The organism is Paenibacillus sp. Mc5Re-14 (genome assembly GCF_001049835.1).
In the GTDB taxonomy this organism is placed as follows: Bacteria; Bacillota; Bacilli; order Paenibacillales; family Paenibacillaceae; genus Paenibacillus; species Paenibacillus polymyxa_C.
In genome coordinates this window covers 58,495-76,323 of the sequence record NZ_CVPD01000003.1, presented here as the reverse complement: position 1 = coordinate 76,323, position 17,829 = coordinate 58,495, and the positions used below count along the sequence as shown (strand labels likewise).

Genomic DNA, 17,829 nt, shown 5'->3' with positions numbered 1-17,829 from the left:
ATTGAGGGGCAAAGCCCCTCACTCATTACACTGAACAGCTAACGCAATCATCTACGCTCAAAAGCTTTGTTCTCGTATAGTACAAACCTTTCAGTCCTTTTTTATTTGCGTATACATAGTACATTGCAAGGTCTTCTGTTGTCTTATTGCTATCAACGAACAGCGTTGTTGAAATGCCTTGACATACATGCTCTTGAATCGTTGCCACCAGATCAATGTACTTAAACATGTCGATCTCATAGGCTGGTGTATAGAAGAACATATTGTCATTTGTCATGTAAGGCATAGGGTAATGAGTTACGCTATCACCATAAGTTCTTGTCTCAATTTGCTCAGTGATTGGAGAAATCGAAGCAGTAGCAGACTGAATATATGAAATGCTTCCTGTAGGAGCGATTGCCAAAAGATATGCATTTGCCATGCCATACTTCTGAACATCTTCCATCAAATATTCCCAGTCTAATTGATTGGGAATATAAATTCCCTCAAACAATTTTTTCACCTTATCAGTTCGTGGAGAGTAATTATTGTTCAAGTATTTAGGGAACAAGTTTCCTTCTTTTCCTTTTGCGTACTCAGACTTATCAAAGTCTGTGAATACAGTACCCATATCTCTGGCGATCTCCATCGACCGTTGAATAGCATAGAATCTCACACTCATCATAAATGTGTTGGCGAAGTCTTTCGCTTCTTTACTGTCATAGAAGATGCTGTTTTTTGCATAGTATCCGTGAAGGTTCATGACTCCCAAACCAAGAGAACGAACGTTCTTGTTACCATTTGCTACTGTAGGAACTGATTCAATATTTGTATCATCCACAACAACATTCAGAGCATTGACAGCCAGATGAACAGCTTCTTTGATTTTCTTGTTTTCCATTACATTTACGATGTTCAGAGAGCCAAGATTACAAGACACATCGTAGCCCCATTCACTTGTTCCATCGTACATATTCTTGGAAATGTTACTTTGTTTGGATAATTGGTAGATTTCGTTGCAAAGGTTAGACATTTCGATTCGACCAATATCTTTAAGTACATGCACATCATTAGCATTGTCGATGAACATCCAGTATGGATATCCAGACTGTTGTTGAATCTGTGCTACTTTATTTAGCATTTGTCGAGGGTCTAACTTATCTTTTCGGATATTATGATTGCTAACGAGTTTGTCATACCATTCATCCATATCCATATCATTCAATTCAATGCCATACTCTTTATAGACATTGTGAGGATAGAAAACAAAGTATGGTTTCCCCTCAATAGCTAAGTCAAAGAATTTATTAGGTGCAATGATACCAATAGAGAGAGTTTTGAGTCTGATCTTTTCATCAGCATTTACTTTCTTTGTATCAAGGAAACGATTAATATCTGCATGGAAGATGCTTAGATACGCAACGCCAGAACCATCACGCTTACCATTCTGATTGAAATAACTAAACTGCTCTTCTAGCTGTTTGGCTACCCCAACTACCCCACCAGACACGCCTTCCGTACCATTGATAGGTTCACCAATGGCACGAAGTCTAGTAAGGTTTATACCTACGCCGCCACCACGACGACTTAATTGAGATGCAGCATTATTCACATAGTTAATGCCTTCTGTAGAATCAGGCGTACTCAAAAGGAAGCAGGAAACCTTCTCTCCACCTCTACTGATTCCAGCATTCAAGAATGTAGGCGTTGCTGGTTGATAGTTTTGCTCCATCATATTAACAACCTGACGCAATGCTTCTTGATACATATCATCTTGATTGTCAGAGTTTGCGTAGAGTTTACCGAAGTAAAGCGCAGATACTGCGACACGATCTTCGTATCTTTCGAGGAATTTAGTCTGATCGTCTGTCTTGAGCGCATAGTTGTTATAAAACTTGAATGCACTCATAAAAGATGGGAATCGGAACTTGAAGCTATACGCTTTATTAAATACTGATTTAATTTGCTTGAATGTATACATGTCAAACAGATTTGCGTCATAATAATCGTTTTCGATCATGTAATTGATTTTCTCACGAAGATCGTGGAAGAATACCATGTTTTGATTTACATGATTGACCATGTAATCCTTAACAGCTTCTTTATCCTTTTCGAACTGATACAAGCCATCCTTGGCTATTTTTACCTCATTATTGTACTCAATCCATTTTGCCAAGACTCAACACCCTCTCAATAAATATATCTACATCTGATTCAAATCCTTGACTCTGGAACTTGTGTAAAAGGGGAACATTGTACACATCTGCAATTGTTTCTCCACTCTTCCCAAACAAGTCGTTCCCCCACACCTTATTGCCACTGGAAGCGACAGCCACCAGATGTTCAAGATTGTTTCTAAGAAACAACTGAACTGCATCTGGTATCTGCCCGAATCCATGAGTAGGCGTGATTAGCACAAAATCCTCTTCAACTTTTGGATGCTCAAGAATGTCTTTACAAACAAATCCTCTTTTAGTAAGCTTGTTTGAAAATCTTCTTATATTCCCTGTTTTAGAATAGAAAAGGATAAGCAAATCATCATCACCCTTTCTACTTGTAATAAACAGAAGTTACAAAGTTTTTATTGAATCCAGCCTTTTCAAAAACTCCTGATTCATGAAATTCTCTATTGTAAAAAACCATAATGACTGCACCAGCATATTGATTCAAATGTCTAATATCTTTATGTTTGTCATCATTAATAATCGTCTCGATAATAGAGCCTGATCGTGATACCGTTAAGCCTGTAATGACATGACCTTCATCAGACGCTTCTACATACATCTTAATCAAAATGTCTTCATTCATTTGACTATCACACGCCCCTATTCAATGATATTGTAATCCTCCAAAAACACTTGCTTGGTTGTAATCCAACGCTTATAACCGCCATGATAGAAACGATTAATGTTGAGGCTTCCGATTGCATCAATTTCAGTAGCGAAATTAGCATAGAAATGATCTTCAACATCCTTCGCATACGTATCTTGTGTTCTGAACTTCATCAGAGCAAATCCATCTTCGCAAGGAATCTTAATTGTATCCTTGTTAGCTCCTTGTATAGCACGAACATACTTGCCAAGCTTCTTGGTTTCTTCTTCCTCCGCAACCAATCCTTTTATAAGGAATTTTGGTTCAGGGAATCCTTGACCAACGATCCGAGAAAACTTCTCAACTTGTTTAATATCCATCTCGTCAATGTCACTGGAATGCAATTCCAAGTCGTATTGAACTACTTTTTGAAGGTCTGTACTATCTAAAGTGTCATCAAAGAAAGAAATTATCTTAGGGAGATTTTCGGCAATAAAACCAATACCAAAGGCTCCTTCGTGACCTTTTGTCAGATTAAAAAGACCAGTACTTTCACATAATTCTTTAAGAGGAAGTACGCCTACTGCGCGCGCGCTACCCTTATACTCGATAATATTTCCCTCGTCATCCTTAAATTCAGCTAGAACGAATACTGGTTTATTGAATCGTTCCACAAAGTCTGTTGCTATCAATCCTCTAAAGCCAGAATCAATTTCATTATCCACGTAGACGATAATGTTGTGAGAATCGTCAATACTTTCGACAGCACCTTCAACATAAAACTTCTGATTGACTTTACGCTTTTCATTCATCTCAATCATCTCTTTGACCAATTCTTTCACTCTTGCTTCATCCTCACAGGTGACAAGCTCAAGAGCCAACTCAATTTTATCAAAACGAGAGCAAGCGCCTATAATTGGTGCAATCTTAAAGCTTATATTGGTAGAGGTGATGCCATCTTGATAGTCAATCTTGCTTTGCTTCAAAATTTCCCTGATGCCAAGATTGAGTATGTTATTCATCCCATTGTAGATAAGATATCGGTTTTCCATGTTTCTGATATCCATCATGTCTGCTACGATTCCAATTGCCGCAAGATCAAGAAAATCGTCAGCAAGATCAATGTCTAAGTATTCATCAAGAACCTGACACACCTTATAACACATTGCACTACCAGAAAGATGTTTGTTTGGATAATCCCCCTGCTGACAGTTCACAATCGTTGCATATGGATTCTCTTCGTCTATCTGGTGATGGTCGATAATGAGTACATCTATGCCCTTATCGCTCAATACCTTACAACCTTCTACAGAGTTAGATGACGAGTCAACAATAATCACCAGACAATCCTCTTGGATTTGATCTACTACAGTCTCTACACCATGACCATGACTCCGTTGTGCGTGAATGTACTTGATATTGTCAGTCAATTCTTTCAGGTAGTTAAACATGGTTCCTGTAGAACAAACTCCATCTGTATCAATGTCAGCTACAATCACAATCAATTCTTGTGTGTGAATTGCCTTTATGATTCTCTGGACAATCAAATCAATGTTCATCAGCTTGTATGGGCTGTTCACTGAAATAGAAGGAGGGTTCATCCACTCTTCAAGATTCTTAATCCCTCTGACCTTTGCTAACTTCTCAATCAGCAACATATCATTCTTAACCTTTACGTTGTTGCGCTTTATCCATTTCGCCAAATACAACAACTCCCTATTATTATAGTACTTTCTTCGGCTCATTAAAAGAAGTGAACCATGGGCTATACTATAACACCCATGAGACTTACTTCTTTTTCATTGCGCCAAGTTATCTTCACTTGTCCTGTTTCCAGCATGTCTTCCAGCACTTGTTCTGTAAAAGTATAGTTTCCATTCTTGCCACTTATTTGATACGTCTCGCCAAACTTCGGCATAATACACATTACCTGACCATCTTTAAAACAATTTTGCGTGAATGCAACGACCGTTTCGTAATGATCTGCAATCGGTACTGTGTCTAGCTCTTGTTTTTTGCGTCTTGCCATCCTCTTCTCACTATCCTTAACTTAATATTTTTCTTGCCGAGTCTGACAGCTTCCTTATTACTACCAACAAGTAGGTCGAGCTTATTCCCCTTAATCGCACCACCTGTATCAATAGCAATAGCCTTATACGTTCTATCGCCATCTTTGATCTCTACAATCGAACCGAGAGGAATCCTTCTTGGATCAACAGACAAAACCTTGTATCCATGATATTCAGTAGTTTTACGAACATCAATTTCGGTTCTAGTGAATCCACTACACCCTCTGCAAGTAGCTGTATAGTGAGTTAAAACATATGAATCCCAACTACCACTTCCTGCTTGTGTCGTTACCTCTCGTCTAGCCTTCTTTTTAGCTTCCGTTTTAGCCGCTACAGTTTTTTCTTCCGCTTTTCTCTCTGCTTTTTCCTTAGTCTTAGCTTCTGCTTTGGTCTTAGCGGCTTTCAAAGCCTTTTGCTTTTCCTTCTCTTGTCGTTCGATCTCAGCTTGCTTTTCCACGATTTTCTTAACTTGCAAGTCCAAGATTGGATTATACACAACTGTATTCGATTCGACAACATCTACCTTATTTTCTTCATGGTTTTGACCACATCCAGTAGCAAGAACCGCTAACAGAATAGCGAGTGTTGTAAACCCTAAATTACGCTTCGACACTCGTTCATTAATTTTATCCACGCTATCTTCCCCTTATCGACAGGCGCGTCCTTCTCGTCGAGAAGTCCGAGGGTGTCTTTAATCCAGAAGCATTTTCGTGTACGTATCTGCTTCGCTTGCTTTCTTACATGCTCATCGTCCATATCATTGTCGAAAGCAAAAGTTATATTAACACCTAGCATAATGAGCATGTGTGCCTGTACAGGACTCAATTCAGAGCCGCAAATCGCAACGCAATTCTTGAAACCATATTGATATGCTTTCATGCAGGACTTTTCGGATTCAAAGACAATTACTTCACCTGATTTTTTGATATATGGTAATGCTCTATGATAATTGAATAGTTCGATACTCTTATCGAAGCTATACAGATATAGATACTTGATTTCGTCAAGAACCCACTCATCATCTCCGATGTATCTGCCTTTGATCGAGACTAATTCACCATTTGAGTTGTAGATAGGAAACACAACTCTCATGGTTGTTTCATCAAACATTACTTCGAAAACCTTCTGTGTACGAACACTGATTCCATCCTCAATAAAGGCTCCTTGCGGAATCTGACGATACCAACTGAATACAGTATCTTTGTCCAACACTTGGTTCTCCTTATCCCTCATAACTTTAAGCCTATTCCGTTTTTTTCTGTCTTTCTGAGTAGGTCTTAAAAACGCGAGATAATCCCTTTTCTCAACAATCTCTTCGAAGTCATCGCCTTGTTCATAAGTGATGTACTCATGCCATCCAAACAGATTGCAAACAAAAGCTTTACATTGAAATAATATATCTTGAAGTTCTTCTTGTGTTTCCACTCCATACAAGATGTATCCAACAAGAAGGAATATATCTCCATTCACACCTGTTGTGTAAATGTGAGAGGGCAAGGAAGGCGTGTTTTTCACTTGAACTGCCCTCTTATTCCCTTTCATGAATCGTAAAGGCAACATAGCTTCATATCTTGCATTCCCGATAGGTCTAACATACTCACACTCTAATGCTTCAAGTATTTGCTCTACCAGACCTTCCTCATAAATTCTCTCCTTGATTATTGGCAAGTCATTTACGTTCATTTTTTTATCACCATACTTTTTGGCATTCTACATAAAATCGTCACGCTTAACATTCTTACACCAGCCAACCTCTTTCCATCTGTTTGAGTTAAAGTCAACCTCTAACACTAGAACATCAAGACCAGTCAGGTTAGTCATACCGCGACGATTCTTGCTGGTGAATAGTAAGTAATAAACTTTCCCTTGCTTTAATGTGATCTTCTGCTTCATCAGCGTAGTGCCATCATCAGTTGTGAACGATACATCATCATCTACCTCATCGTTGTTGAACATATCATCGCTCTTACGAATCCAGTTGATAACTTCAAGCTCATTTGCTCCACCTTGATATTCCTGTGGATGCACAGGACGTAAATGCCACACAAGATCAGCAACATTCTTAATCTTCTTACCATCTGCAAGACACTGTTCGTTCAGCCAGTATTTTCCGACATAGTTATCAGCTTGTTGAACTGTCGCCATCATTGCCAAGTTAAGACCGCCACCATCTTTGCGAGCCAGCTTGTACAGTCTGTCAAAGTCCTCAACGAATTGTTGCCAACGCTCTTTACGCCCACCCTCAGATGGTTTCGCTGTATCAACAATCCAACGATTGTAGCCACGACGAGCGAATTTCTTGACAACCTTCTCAACATTATCCATCGTGTACTCTTCAAGAGGAATCAGCTTAATCAGACTGTCGTTTCCACCGATCATCTCTTTGACCCAATCGACAGCCATTTGAAGTTTCATCTTTTCTGCTGCTGTAAAATTACCTTTATTGATAGATTTACGATTAAATCGAATTTTATCTTCTTCAAAGTAATCTTTAAACTTGGCATACATTTCCGCGCCCATGACAGTAATGAGTAACATCTTCTGATACTGGTCTAAGTCCATCTCGTTGGCAATAATCGCAAGCTTTTCACTTTCCTTGATGCAGGACATGATCAGCTTTTCCATTACAAAACTCGATTTACCATTACCTGAAAATGCTCCGATGATACTGAGCGTCCCATAAGCCCAACCATTGATAATGTCTGTAAGCTTTCTACCCTTGTAGAATGGCATACCCAAGTCAGGATTGATATCCAGCCTATTAATGAAATCGTCGAGATTAGCCAACAGGTTGTAAGCGACAATGCTTGTCTCGTTGTGTTCAATGTCAACACTATTTAATTTATCGTTCCAGTACATTGAGATTGCATTACGACTTAATGTTTTATAATCGTAATTTTCTTTTTTCTCGACAACCTTATCACCGAATAGTTGATAATACTCACGAAGTAATGCGTACTTTTTTACTTCGTCATAATAACCCTCGAAGTTGTCTGTTGCATTCTTCGTTTCTTCCATCAGCTCTTCAATGATGGAATACCCACCATACTTTTCAAACTTTTCGTTAAGCTTTAGCTCAGTTACAACGCCTTGAACAGTAATGTCGTCAAATACCATGTAGCCATCCTTATGGAGTTTTCGTGCAATCCCCATATAAAAAGCCCAAATCACATTACCAAATGTTTTTTTATTAAGCTTCTCTTCGTTATAAACATCGAACAAGTCAGGTTTATTCCAAAGGATACCCACTAACATTGCTTCCTTGTTGTAACTCTCTGTAGACAATTGCTTAATGCTCAAACAATCAACCCCTTAGTCATTTCCAAGAAGATAGCTGTAGTCTCTATTCTCTTGTTGTTTCTTCTTGAATGACACTTCCCGATTGTCCTTCATGTCTTCGATGTGGACTTGTTCCATTGCTTCGTTGATTTTGGATTGTTGCTCTCGCGTTTTCATTTTGCGGAAAGCATCATTCACTTTGCCTTGCATAATCATCAAACCATAGCGCATTTCCTGTTCTAGTGACTTGAAGTTCTTACTCATTCGCGCCCATTCAATATCTTGCACGCTTAAAAGAAAGGCTTCTCTGATAACGTTGTATGGTACGCCCTGCTTATAACGCTTTTTCCAGAACTTCTGATATCTGTTGGTTCCCTCTCGCAAATCTGCGATCATCTCCCACCAACTTTTAGAGGGAGAGAAGTTGATGCTGTAGATTTTCTTGACTGTTTCGTACATTTCATCCTTCTGTTTTTGCTCATCCAAAAGAAACTCTCGTTTAGCCAATTCCTTCGGATAACATTCTTTGTGCCAGTACTTGTTCGCTGTCTTTCCCTTGTTGGACACCCTAACCTCTTCTTTGGCTAAGGTGTCTCTTTCTTTGTAAGGGACTGTCTGTTCACAGAACTGACATTTCACATATCGTTCAGCCATAAACAGTCCTCCTTAGTACTTTCTTCGGCTCCTTGGAAATAAATAATATCCATCACTTCATCAACTGTCATATCGAAATGTCTATTCTCGACAGTATGTTGACAGATATCTTCTACTCCTGCAAAATCAACTCTGTCGGTGTGGATGCGTCTGATTACTTCATCTACATCATCACCACGATTTAACTGGCGAATCATTCTCTCTCGTTCATCAGCCTTGATATGGATTCCAATTACATTTTCTTGACCAACGACACGAACAAGTTCTTCGTATCCATGGATCGTAACAACGACAATGTAATTCTTATTCAAGTAGTCGATACCTTTCAGAGACAACCCATAATGCCAGTCGCGGTATTGCGCTCTCTCTGCAAAGAATCCAGACTCGTTCAGTTCAGTAAAAGTGGGGTAATTAATAAAGTGATAATCGACTCCATCTTTCTCTTTCTCGCGCATTGGGCGAGTAGTATATGAGATAATCCTTGGATAGCCCAATGATTCGATTTGCCTTTCCACCGTTGACTTCCCACTTGCAGACTGACCGATCAAACAGAATATTGCCATGAACATCTCTCCTAAATGAATGATTGCTATGACCTCGATCTTCTCTCAACCACGCTCATGTTAGGATGCTGTTCTTCACAGCTTATGTTTTCTATATCCATTATATCTTAATATTATACTTTAATCAATACTTTCTTCGGCTCCTTAGCTATAACAGTTCTTTGGACTGCTCCTGTAAGTATGCCTTGCGAATAGTAATGATATCAGTTCTCTTCAACCATTGACGGTCTTGACCCTTCATCCACTTGAACACTCTATTGTGCAATGGTGTGTACAGACTTCCACCTTTTACTGTATGCTCGTGACGTTTAGCAAACAAATCCTTAATGTTTCTAAATTGCTTCCAGAAACTATAGAAAGGAAGCTTGATCTTTGTCATGAATCCAGCAGAGTCCTCAATAACAAATCCTTCATTGTAATCAATACTAAAGTCATTTGTCACATCACGATACCAGATATAAAAGTCAGTCCAATTGTCAAATGTGTGCATGAGATTTTTATGCTCTAAACCATAGAATCTTGCGAATTGAACTACATCATCATATGGAAGTTTTTCATATTTCACAGTACGTTTCACCAGATCAAGTAGCACCAATTTGTCTTCTGCATATTCAATGATGTGTGGGTCTTCTTTCACTTTGATTACCTCAAAGACCAGAGCGATATTTTCGTCCTTTAACTCTTGTTTGATCGCTTCCAGAACACTTCCAAACTGACCGATAAACAATTCTTTGAACCATCCTGCAAATTCTCCACCAGTTGACGACTTCGAACTAAACACTAGCTCATCGCTTTCAGAATCATATCCCACAATTCCAAGGTATCCGTTCGGTTTGTCGTAGACTTGCACAGGGAATACCATATTGTCGGCAAGCGCATTGATCTTCGTGAAAGAGCGTTCGTTTACATTGAAGAACTTGTTGTATGATCGAGAAACGATCTCTTTGGTGTTCTTGTTAATAAACAAACCTCTTGCCTTCACGTTGATATCATCCCAAACTTTATCCTTAAATGCCTTCCGAGTAAAGTTGTATGAGTAGATATTTCCACCCAAGTCCTTCTCTTCAATCATTTCATGATTAGACATGTATGCGATAAGCTGATCAATGCTCGTATCTGTCTCGTCAATATGTTTAGGAACAACACCCTTGCGAATCTTGAAGTTGTTATTCTTTACTTCTGTCGCATGAAATCCCTCTGCATCTAATGCAACCACACGTAGATGACCACCGAACTCAACCTGTCCTTCAAGGTTAAAACTGTACTTTCCTGCTTGTACAGGCAGTCGGAAAATGTTGCGATGACCATGAATTTGATACAACTCTACTTTCTTTGACACTTCTAAAGCGTAAGGAATTTTTAGCCCATCTCCACCTGTTGCGTAAATGCACTCACCATAAATGTATGGAAGATTGTTGTCCCAAGCATTGTCGATATCTACCTCGTAGTCACCTACACCTTTGATGAGTTGTTCTGTGGCAAGATACATAAGATTATCGGGCATTTTGGAAAGCCCACCATGCGTAACAACAACTTCCTTACCATGAGCCTTATAACAAACAACTTGGCGAAGTCTGCGATAGAATTGGCGTACTTCTTTCTTGTATTCCTTCAATTTATCTTCATCCAATTTTTCTTCTAGTTCATCAATAAATTCAACATCAACTGGTATCAAATACTTGAATGGCTTTTCAAGTTGTGGTTGAGTAAAGTCGATGAACTCTTTGCTACGAACATCTTCGTCATTCGCCCAGTTCCATAAATGAATTTCATGATTTCCTTCGAGAATTACAACATTTTTAAGAGCGTAGATACTTAGAAAGAAATTTAATACTTCTGCGTTCTGTGTGCCTCTGTCAGTGATATCACCTACAAAGATATACAGTTCATTTTCCTTTAGAATCGGATACCCTGTATCTTGGCAGAAAGCGTGTCCAGTCTTCGCAAAGTACTCCATAAGTGCTTCATAACTTCCATGAATGTCTCCAAAATGATGAATGTAATCATAGTTTTCGTAAATCGTTTGTTCAAACTGAACTGTATCATGAAACTCTTCGGGCTTGATTACATTAACCCATTTTGGAACATGCTCTGTTTGCATACGTTCATGAACATTCATGATAACATGTTCAGGAACATGTTTGTGTTCGTCTCTCATTCTGTTCTGGAGCAAAAGTGTTTCCAGAGGAATGTCAGAGAAATCAACCACATGAACACGATAACGATACTTCTGTGCTAAATCCTTATACTGTGAAATCATTTCCTGTTTAGCGTGTGTAGCGTCGATAATCGTGAACTCTCCACGTTTCATACGTTCTTCGAGAAGTTCAAACAACAACTTCCACACTTTCCCATCATTTCTTGAGTTGATTGAAAACTTGCCTGATTCAGTCATTACAGGCGTTTGGAAAAGCAAGCGAATTGCATCTGCACTCAGTACAAACTGTTCCAGCTTGTTTTTTTTGATGAAAAATGATTTCCCTGCTCCCATTGCGCCACGCAAAAGAACCAAATTACGAATAATAATCATCTCCTAATGTTTTGTATGTTTAAAACTCTTTTAAATAATTAAAAGGTTAACATCTATATTCTCATTATAGATGTTAACCCTCTCACTGTCAATACTTTCTTCGGCTCATTGGCTAGTTCTCAGTCGTCCTCACTGGATTAGATACGATGTACTCATTCAACTTGCGCACAATAATTCTGGAATGCGCCCTGTCAAAGACTACAGCTACCAAAATCTTTATGTTAAACTCGTCATCAACGAGAAATATATTAGCACTGTTATTACCGTCTTCCATTTCGTACTTTATCATTTGACACGCCCCTAGTTAAAATTACATCTGTCAATTAAAATTTGCGTAGCTGTTTGTCAATCTCCTTGCGGTATGCTTTCAGCAATGCAACATTAACACCAGCTCCAACTTCAAACGTGTCTCCGATATCTTTGTTCACCTTCGCAACAACCTTCTTAGTGTCACTCCAAGAAATAAACTCACTGGTTTTTTCATCAAAGTTAGCCACACGATAGAACATAATTGTAGCAGGATCATTCACAATTACTCGTTCAACATAAATCTCCAGTTTAGCGATTTGCCCAAGCTCCAGAACCTTAGTAGGAAGCGCAGGAGGTGCAGGAATTGCTTCGACTAGCATTTCATCGTTAAAGTACCAATCTACCACTTCATCGTCTCCACTTAGAATATAATCATCGCAATTAACCGTTAATACTTCAAATTCTTTCCCTCTGTATTTTTCCATACTCTCTGCGAAGTATAGGTCATTATAATTTCTTCCACTCTCTAAATCTTCACGAACCATTACTTTTTGACCTTCTACGAATTTACTCATTAAACAACATCTCCTAAAATTTATTTTTTTTATAGATTTAAGATTAATAAGAACCAACGTTCTCTATAATTTCGTTTTCTCTTTCGGTAAATCCGATTTCACGAAGTTTACGAAGCATCTTGCACACCTCAGCATTGGTGATTGTCATCCCTCGCTCACAGAATCTATGAACCCTTATGATCGTTCCAGATATATCCCTAGCCCTTTGTTCGTTATATACAAGGGACTCGCTATCCAAGAAATCCCAATCGCTTAGAGTTTCGATATTATCGTTTTGGTGATAGAACATATTGTGCTTAAAATCAAACTCATTCACAACCTCTGCTGGAGTACCGAAAAACTTCGTGATGATCTGATATTTCTTACCTATTGAGATTGCGTTCTTCGTAATGACAATTCGCTCTCCACCATAATGGACAACGTATATGTTTTTCTCTTTTGGATCATCTTCGTCGTTGATCACTAAGCTCATAAAAAATTCCCTCAGACTTAAAGCGAAAGATTCATTGTGTACAAAGAAATCGTAGTCTTTAGGCTCCTTGTAGTTGTACAAGCTATAGATACATCCACCAGAAATGTATGCTTCTTTATTAAACTCTTCTCTCAAGTGAGATGGAAGAATGTTAATGAGTTTTTCTTTTTCCTCGTTCAGCTTTCGATTTACAGTGCTTAGTTTCCATTGTATCATTTTATCACTACTTTCTTCGGCATTTCGATCAGATACTTTTCCATATGCTATCTCCTTAATTGACTTTAGATTTCAGTATAAGTTTATGTGTGTTAGAACTATAGACTTTTGCTTTTCTTTCGATTACATAATCTCTTATCTCTTCGAGTGAACAACGTCCGCAAGCCCCTGAAACCCCATTGAATGAGCGCAATTCATACTCGCCAGATTTATTTGCTACTTCCATTAATATATAAGGTTCAGTTCCAAATACAACAACATCTCCAGCATATAGTGATAATTCTACCTGCGCTTCCATCACATCTACCTTCATTTTCATCCTCCTAATTCTAAATGGAACACGTATTTTATTTAGTCTTGCTTAGGTGAAAAAATGATGAATCTTCATAAAAAATAACGGATTCACTATCTTCATCTCTCAAATGTTCAACGTCAAGTGTACTAAGCTCTGAAATAACACCAGATTTCGCTAATGCGTTAAGTACATGCCAAGCAGAAAGACTGTGATTCTCTACAATTTTCCTTCCATCAACATATAAAGCTTCCCAATCATCACAGCTAATTAGTTCAACTTTCATTGTAACCACTCTCACTCTAAATAGAAGATTCATTTTGTTTAGACTTGTTCTACAACTCTTACTTTATTTTTCTGTACAACTTTTTCGTTTAAGTCCCACGCCACTGAGCCGCTATTGCTTCCAAAGTATAGAACGAAGAGTCCATCCATATCTTTTCCCACGTAAGCAAACCTAGAAGAACATCCTGTTAATGTTATCTTGTCTGAGGTCATAATAGACTTTCCATTCAGGTCTTCAACTCCTGTGTATATTCCCTTGGGTATCCATTTATCTGATATCAAACAACCTCTACCCACATCCAATTTAGTGTCTCCATTCTTAATGTTTAATTAGAAACAATCGTAATCAGTAATATCTTCAACTCGCTTACAGATATTGCACTTGACCTCTACCATACTTCCAATTGATGTTGGAGTAAACACGAAACTCAAACGACCTCCAATTGCTCCTGCATACTTGTTCATACATTCGTGTTCGTTATCGAATCGCTTTAAATTTTCGATCTCTACATTGTTCAACTCAAATTTCATTGCCTTGTCCTCCATTTTGATTGTCTACTCCAATCAACATCTAGCTGGTTGGAGTAGACAATCAACATCATTGACTTTATGCCAAATCTTTAAATTCCTTGCCATATTGTACTGTTGTGTACTTCTTAGCGAACACAAGTTTTTCGACTTTGATTCCATTTTCATCAGTAATGGTTTCATTTTCTTCATCAAACATTACTGTCATAGGTACTTGATCGGCATGCGCTGTAAATGACTCTTTGCTTTGGATTTCAATTTCAAGTGGAGAAAATTCAATGTATCCATATTCCGATGTAGGAGTGCTGTATCTAATCGAAGTCTGAGAGCTTAGCAAATTAAGATTGACTTCTGCATTAGCAATAACTCCATTGCTGTGATGAATAGCCACATTGTATTTAGCAGCTTCATTTTCTGACGAAGAGATGTTCAAATCTTCCATCGTTTCTAAGAATCCATATCCAAGATTCAGCTCGAATGCAATTGCTCTTAGTGAATCATAGTTCAGATCGAAACGATTAGCGAAGCGCTGAACAAGGCTGATCTGGTTGTGATACTCGGGACTCAGCTTATCTATCAGGTACATTTCAATTTCCTCAGCAGATGGGTAATTGAATTGTAAATGATAGTGGAAACGCCCAGGACGATTGATCATATATTGATTGACTCGTCTGATCTCGTTGACGGTGACCACGTACAGGCGTTTAGTTTGAGAAAGTCCATCGAATAAACTAAGCAGCTTATCTTGTGGTTCTTTCTTATCAGAATTGTCAAACACTTTCTCAAACTCATCGAACATAACAACACACTCTTGCTTAATCGACTCAATGAAATCAACAATTCCGGGGTATGCTTCGGTCACAATGATCGTTGGCATGTTGTGTGTCTCAGCAAAATTAGCTGAAAGGAGTCGGGCAAACATAGATTTGCCCATACCTTTTCTGCCGCTCAGAATCACACCTACACTACGCTCAATGTTGTTGTAAAGTCTAATAACTTTTTCGATTTTGTCAGGATGCTTTCCATAAGGTTTCTCATTCACATTGAAGGAATCAGCATCTTCCAAGAAGAACCCCATCATTGGGTGGAAACCAACCTTGTAATTGCCTACTGGAATTTCATCAAAAGTTTTCAGATCGTCAGGAAAGATTCTCGTAATTTCGCCAGTCTTAACAATTTTCATTTTTATATCCCCTTTAGGAAAGTTTTTTTAGTTAGTTTATAATAGTTCGCGTTTTGCCTAGTCCCAACGATCAATCTTGATGAGTCGTGTGGAGTTATCAGTAGTCACTTTTACAACCAGATTCCATTCGCTATCTTTTGAGTAACCTACACCACATGCTGTAGCTTCATCGACACCCTCGATTGGTGTGTTCGCTGTATATGCTTCAAGCGTCTTGCGGATTTCTCGAAGCTCAGGTTTCAAGGTTTCAGTGAAGAATCCTCTACCCTTGCCTTCCGAACTATCCTGTACTCCATCCAAAAGGAAGAAGATGTGATGACCAACGTGTTCTGCTTTGTTTTCTCCCCATTGGTTAGGAGAGTTTGTGATTCCATTGACTTTGACAAAGCTATTTCTGGATGCACTCCAAGTGTCTTCGGAAGTATATGTTGAAGGTACAGTCATGATAGGGTCTTGACCTTTAATGTAAATAAATCCGAATGCAACATGTTTTTGACTATCGTAGAGCGTCCCATGTGTTGTATAAACCTTACCATTAACTTCAAGCTCTACCTTGAATGGTGTGCTTCCTTTGCCGCGCTCAGTAAAATTATGAACGTAGAACTGATATTTTCCGTTTTTAGCTTCGCCTTGGTTCCATCTGATATTCTCAACTGGAGAATTATCTCTATGACCGCCAGCGTTCATATCAATATCCAACCAACCATTATCCCCACGCTTGTTTGCGTAGTGGATGTGATGACCGTTAGGTGTTACACAATGCAGATCAAGGTCAGTGTAGCCTTCCCAAATCAATGAACAACGAATTTCATTGTTCTCATATTGACCGCCAGCACTTTCTACACGGCGCTTGATTTCACCATCAATGCCGCCGTGGTAATACCAAGAGAATGTGTTATCCCATTGCAGAATGTTAGGTGCTGTATCGTCGGAAGCCGTAACCAATGCCATAAAGCGATTAGGGTTATCAACCATAACTTCAAGGTTTTGTGCTGTAGGCAGCACTGTACGTTGGAATTTCTCCCATGTCATCACTGTGTTAGTCAGTTCAACCATGTCGCTAGTAGCTACTCCGTTTTGTTGTTTTGGTGCTATATTAGCGAATACACCGCCAGTCTTTTTACCATGTTTCACAACAGCTTCTTTACTTTTCCAAGTAAGCGGTACTTCGCTTATCTGTGCGTATCGGCGTACCAGAGAGCTTGCAATGCCAAGTTTCTCAACGATCTTCTCAGCTTGTTCGATATTACCTTGAGATGGTGCGGATTGCGATCTCATGTAGTTGGCTGGATTCATCTTCTCCGCAAATCGACGTGCAATTGAATCGGTTGGGTAACCAGCCACGATATCATCTAGCAGCGTTCCGATCATGCTACTCTTAATATGAGTGAAGCCAGATGGAGCAGTTGCTATAGCCAACCATGTAATATTCTCACGAACTCTACTGTCTTTGGCATTTTGACGCTTTTCATGAAGTTCTTGAACAAATTTAGCTACACCAAGAACTCGATCAGATCGGTACAGAGATTCAGACTCCAACAATGCTACAGCTTTTTCTACAGCAGACACAGGATATTCAACCAGACCAGCGATCAGAATACGGAAGTCTTCTTTCTTCTCTGCCATTGCCTGACCAGCAGTTTTCAGCCGATCACGATGTACTCGACTTGCTGGAAGCTGTACGTTCATGTGACTCCAACCATTAGAGCTTGGCGTTCCAAGTGTACGTTCACTAGAAAGGAAGATGCCTGTTATTCTGGATTTCAGTACGATTCGTTTCATTGCTTTGACCGACTTTTTGAAGAACTCAGGCGTTTCTTCATCGTTCCACAACGCACTTGTAAATACTCCATCATCAGTAGGCATAGATACAAGTCCACCAAAACGCTCAATGAAGTGTCGGCAACAATTGCATGTGTAATGTTGTCTTGCTTCCACTGGAAGACCATTCAGAAATGCTTCAAACAATCCTTCTGCATTTGTCGTGAAAAGCGGTTTGTCAGCAAACATTGCAAAGCGCTCTTGGATCGTATCGCTGAAATGTGGGTACTGATCTTTCTCGCTGTTGATTACTGTGTAGTTACTCATAATTTGTTCGCTCCCTTAAATTGTTTTGATATTATGTTAGCATTACATTATATAAA

At 38.9% G+C, this 17,829-nt stretch carries 19 protein-coding genes; all 19 read right to left on the bottom strand.

Going from position 1 to position 17,829, the window contains the following annotated elements; genetic code table 11:
* Positions 1 to 25 precede the first annotated feature (25 nt).
* Positions 26 to 2,155 (bottom strand): class 1b ribonucleoside-diphosphate reductase subunit alpha, encoded by a 2,130-nt coding sequence (gene nrdE, locus BN1546_RS26455; RefSeq protein ID WP_090739372.1) that lies wholly within the window; start codon positions 2,153 to 2,155, stop codon positions 26 to 28.
* Complete coding sequence (nrdI, locus tag BN1546_RS26450) at positions 2,139 to 2,513, bottom strand: class Ib ribonucleoside-diphosphate reductase assembly flavoprotein NrdI (protein ID WP_176702388.1); 375 nt, start codon at positions 2,511 to 2,513, stop codon at positions 2,139 to 2,141. Before nrdI ends, nrdE begins: the two co-directional genes overlap by 17 nt.
* 16 nt (positions 2,514 to 2,529) lie before the next feature.
* The gene (locus tag BN1546_RS26445; protein ID WP_090739370.1) at positions 2,530 to 2,787 is read right to left on the bottom strand and encodes a hypothetical protein; all 258 of its coding nucleotides are present in this window, start codon (positions 2,785 to 2,787) and stop codon (positions 2,530 to 2,532) included.
* 17 nt (positions 2,788 to 2,804) lie between these two features.
* On the bottom strand, positions 2,805 to 4,493 hold the full coding sequence (locus BN1546_RS26440; RefSeq protein WP_176702387.1) for a DHH family phosphoesterase: 1,689 nt from the start codon (positions 4,491 to 4,493) through the stop codon (positions 2,805 to 2,807).
* 62 nt (positions 4,494 to 4,555) lie between these two features.
* Entirely contained in the window at positions 4,556 to 4,819 is a 264-nt protein-coding gene (locus tag BN1546_RS26435) for a hypothetical protein (RefSeq protein WP_090739368.1), read from the bottom strand.
* Positions 4,792 to 5,493, bottom strand: coding sequence for a 3D domain-containing protein (locus BN1546_RS26430; RefSeq protein ID WP_255305648.1), 702 nt, complete (start codon positions 5,491 to 5,493; stop codon positions 4,792 to 4,794). The genes BN1546_RS26435 and BN1546_RS26430 overlap by 28 nt, the downstream gene beginning before the upstream one ends.
* The gene (locus BN1546_RS26425; RefSeq protein ID WP_090739367.1) at positions 5,454 to 6,542 is read right to left on the bottom strand and encodes a toprim domain-containing protein; all 1,089 of its coding nucleotides are present in this window, start codon (positions 6,540 to 6,542) and stop codon (positions 5,454 to 5,456) included. Before BN1546_RS26425 ends, BN1546_RS26430 begins: the two co-directional genes overlap by 40 nt.
* Positions 6,543 to 6,569: 27 nt before the next feature.
* Positions 6,570 to 8,159 (bottom strand): replicative DNA helicase, encoded by a 1,590-nt coding sequence (locus tag BN1546_RS26420; protein ID WP_090739366.1) that lies wholly within the window; start codon positions 8,157 to 8,159, stop codon positions 6,570 to 6,572.
* 12 nt (positions 8,160 to 8,171) lie between these two features.
* Entirely contained in the window at positions 8,172 to 8,792 is a 621-nt protein-coding gene (locus tag BN1546_RS26415) for a hypothetical protein (RefSeq protein WP_090739365.1), read from the bottom strand.
* Positions 8,774 to 9,355, bottom strand: a complete 582-nt coding sequence (locus BN1546_RS26410) for a guanylate kinase (RefSeq protein ID WP_090739364.1) — start codon at positions 9,353 to 9,355, stop codon at positions 8,774 to 8,776. Before BN1546_RS26410 ends, BN1546_RS26415 begins: the two co-directional genes overlap by 19 nt.
* 148 nt (positions 9,356 to 9,503) lie before the next feature.
* Entirely contained in the window at positions 9,504 to 11,885 is a 2,382-nt protein-coding gene (locus BN1546_RS26405; protein WP_176702386.1) for an RNA ligase, read from the bottom strand.
* A gap of 112 nt (positions 11,886 to 11,997) precedes the next feature.
* Complete coding sequence (locus BN1546_RS27535) at positions 11,998 to 12,174, bottom strand: hypothetical protein (protein ID WP_176702385.1); 177 nt, start codon at positions 12,172 to 12,174, stop codon at positions 11,998 to 12,000.
* Between the two features lie 34 nt (positions 12,175 to 12,208).
* A complete protein-coding gene (locus BN1546_RS26400) occupies positions 12,209 to 12,709 on the bottom strand; it encodes a hypothetical protein (RefSeq protein ID WP_090739363.1) in 501 nt (166 codons plus the stop codon).
* A 43-nt stretch (positions 12,710 to 12,752) separates the two neighbouring features.
* On the bottom strand, positions 12,753 to 13,397 hold the full coding sequence (locus tag BN1546_RS26395) for a Gabija anti-defense Gad2 family protein (protein WP_090739362.1): 645 nt from the start codon (positions 13,395 to 13,397) through the stop codon (positions 12,753 to 12,755).
* A gap of 55 nt (positions 13,398 to 13,452) precedes the next feature.
* Positions 13,453 to 13,710: a hypothetical protein gene (locus tag BN1546_RS26390; protein ID WP_090739361.1), complete on the bottom strand. Its 258-nt coding sequence runs from the start codon at positions 13,708 to 13,710 to the stop codon at positions 13,453 to 13,455.
* Between the two features lie 34 nt (positions 13,711 to 13,744).
* On the bottom strand, positions 13,745 to 13,975 hold the full coding sequence (locus tag BN1546_RS26385) for a hypothetical protein (protein ID WP_090739360.1): 231 nt from the start codon (positions 13,973 to 13,975) through the stop codon (positions 13,745 to 13,747).
* A gap of 38 nt (positions 13,976 to 14,013) precedes the next feature.
* Entirely contained in the window at positions 14,014 to 14,277 is a 264-nt protein-coding gene (locus BN1546_RS26380; protein ID WP_090739359.1) for a hypothetical protein, read from the bottom strand.
* A gap of 304 nt (positions 14,278 to 14,581) precedes the next feature.
* On the bottom strand, positions 14,582 to 15,685 hold the full coding sequence (locus BN1546_RS26370) for an AAA family ATPase (protein WP_090739357.1): 1,104 nt from the start codon (positions 15,683 to 15,685) through the stop codon (positions 14,582 to 14,584).
* A 57-nt stretch (positions 15,686 to 15,742) separates the two neighbouring features.
* Positions 15,743 to 17,773, bottom strand: coding sequence for a hypothetical protein (locus BN1546_RS26365; protein ID WP_090739356.1), 2,031 nt, complete (start codon positions 17,771 to 17,773; stop codon positions 15,743 to 15,745).
* Positions 17,774 to 17,829 lie beyond the last annotated feature (56 nt).

Coding starts and splice junctions, on each gene's coding strand:
- BN1546_RS26395 (WP_090739362.1), bottom strand. CDS start 13,397: ATGATACAATGGAAACTAAGCACTGTAAATCGAAAGCTGAACGAGGAA.
- BN1546_RS26425 (WP_090739367.1), bottom strand. CDS start 6,542: ATGAACGTAAATGACTTGCCAATAATCAAGGAGAGAATTTATGAGGAA.
- BN1546_RS26410 (WP_090739364.1), bottom strand. CDS start 9,355: ATGGCAATATTCTGTTTGATCGGTCAGTCTGCAAGTGGGAAGTCAACG.
- BN1546_RS26415 (WP_090739365.1), bottom strand. CDS start 8,792: ATGGCTGAACGATATGTGAAATGTCAGTTCTGTGAACAGACAGTCCCT.
- BN1546_RS26370 (WP_090739357.1), bottom strand. CDS start 15,685: ATGAAAATTGTTAAGACTGGCGAAATTACGAGAATCTTTCCTGACGAT.
- BN1546_RS26445 (WP_090739370.1), bottom strand. CDS start 2,787: ATGAATGAAGACATTTTGATTAAGATGTATGTAGAAGCGTCTGATGAA.
- BN1546_RS26390 (WP_090739361.1), bottom strand. CDS start 13,710: ATGAAGGTAGATGTGATGGAAGCGCAGGTAGAATTATCACTATATGCT.
- BN1546_RS26385 (WP_090739360.1), bottom strand. CDS start 13,975: ATGAAAGTTGAACTAATTAGCTGTGATGATTGGGAAGCTTTATATGTT.
- BN1546_RS26405 (WP_176702386.1), bottom strand. CDS start 11,885: ATGATTATTATTCGTAATTTGGTTCTTTTGCGTGGCGCAATGGGAGCA.
- BN1546_RS26365 (WP_090739356.1), bottom strand. CDS start 17,773: ATGAGTAACTACACAGTAATCAACAGCGAGAAAGATCAGTACCCACAT.
- BN1546_RS27535 (WP_176702385.1), bottom strand. CDS start 12,174: ATGATAAAGTACGAAATGGAAGACGGTAATAACAGTGCTAATATATTT.
- BN1546_RS26435 (WP_090739368.1), bottom strand. CDS start 4,819: ATGGCAAGACGCAAAAAACAAGAGCTAGACACAGTACCGATTGCAGAT.
- BN1546_RS26400 (WP_090739363.1), bottom strand. CDS start 12,709: ATGAGTAAATTCGTAGAAGGTCAAAAAGTAATGGTTCGTGAAGATTTA.